This is a genomic window from Streptomyces hazeniae, assembly GCF_031845485.1.
GTDB lineage: Bacteria > Actinomycetota > Actinomycetes > Streptomycetales > Streptomycetaceae > Streptomyces > Streptomyces hazeniae.
The window spans coordinates 1-841 of sequence record NZ_JAVREQ010000069.1 but is presented as its reverse complement, the minus strand read 5'-3'; the positions used below and the strand labels follow the sequence as shown (position 1 = coordinate 841).

The following is an 841-nucleotide window of genomic DNA, read 5'->3' as shown; positions in this document are numbered from 1 at the left end:
CCATGGCGGCCACCAGAACCACATACATCGTCTTGTCGTTGACGGTGGTGGCCATGAAGACGGGGCCGGTCACACGGCGCCGGTAGATCAGCAGCGCGATCCCGACCAGGGCCGCGATACCGGCGATACCGCCGAGAATCACCGCCTGCAGGAGGTACACGTGGTCGCTCATCACCAGGTCCATCCACGATTCGGGGATGAACAGGCCGATGACATGTCCGATGAACACCACGAGCATGCCGAAGTGGAACATCGGGCTGGCGATCCGCAGCAGCCGCGACTCGTAGAGCTGCGACGAGCGCGTGGTCCAGCCGACCTTGTCGTAGCGGTACCGCCACCAGGTGCCGACGGCCACCACCGCGAGCGTCACATACGGCACCACGTCCCAGAAGATCTCCCAGCCCGACATCAGAGCACCTCCTGCACACGGCGGGGCGGAACGGTCAGCTGAAACGGCTGCAGTCCCACGGATTCCGCGGGCGGCCCGGACACCATCAGTCGGGACACGTCGTCGACGGAGGCCAGGGACGGCAGGGTCGCGTCCACCGCTGCCACGACAGGCGCATAAGGCGACTTCTGCTCGGCCAACGCGCGGGCCACCACACCGATCGGCACCCGGTACTTGGCGAGCAGCCGCCGCCCCGCGGCCGGGTCGACGGTGGCCGCGAACTCGAGTACGACCGGAAGATGATCGGGTGCTTCGCCTTTCGGGATCTCAACGCCGGCGGCACGGTAGGTCTGGGTGAATTCGACCATGTCCGCGCCGCGGTTTCGGGTATCCCCGGACGTCCAGTAGGTCAGGAGCATGGTGCACCGCTTGTGCAGGTCGAAGGTCTCGACA

The 841-nt window shown here is 66.3% G+C and carries 2 protein-coding genes; both read right to left on the bottom strand.

Translation table 11 applies throughout. The features are described 5' to 3' along the window. The coding region (gene narI, locus RM572_RS28600) for a respiratory nitrate reductase subunit gamma (RefSeq protein ID WP_311676282.1) at positions 1 to 409 on the bottom strand (409 nt) is incomplete at its 3' end. Continuing rightward, positions 409 to 841: nitrate reductase molybdenum cofactor assembly chaperone (gene narJ, locus RM572_RS28595; RefSeq protein ID WP_311676281.1), on the bottom strand; the 433-nt coding region annotated here is incomplete at its 5' end. The genes narI and narJ, both read right to left, overlap by 1 nt.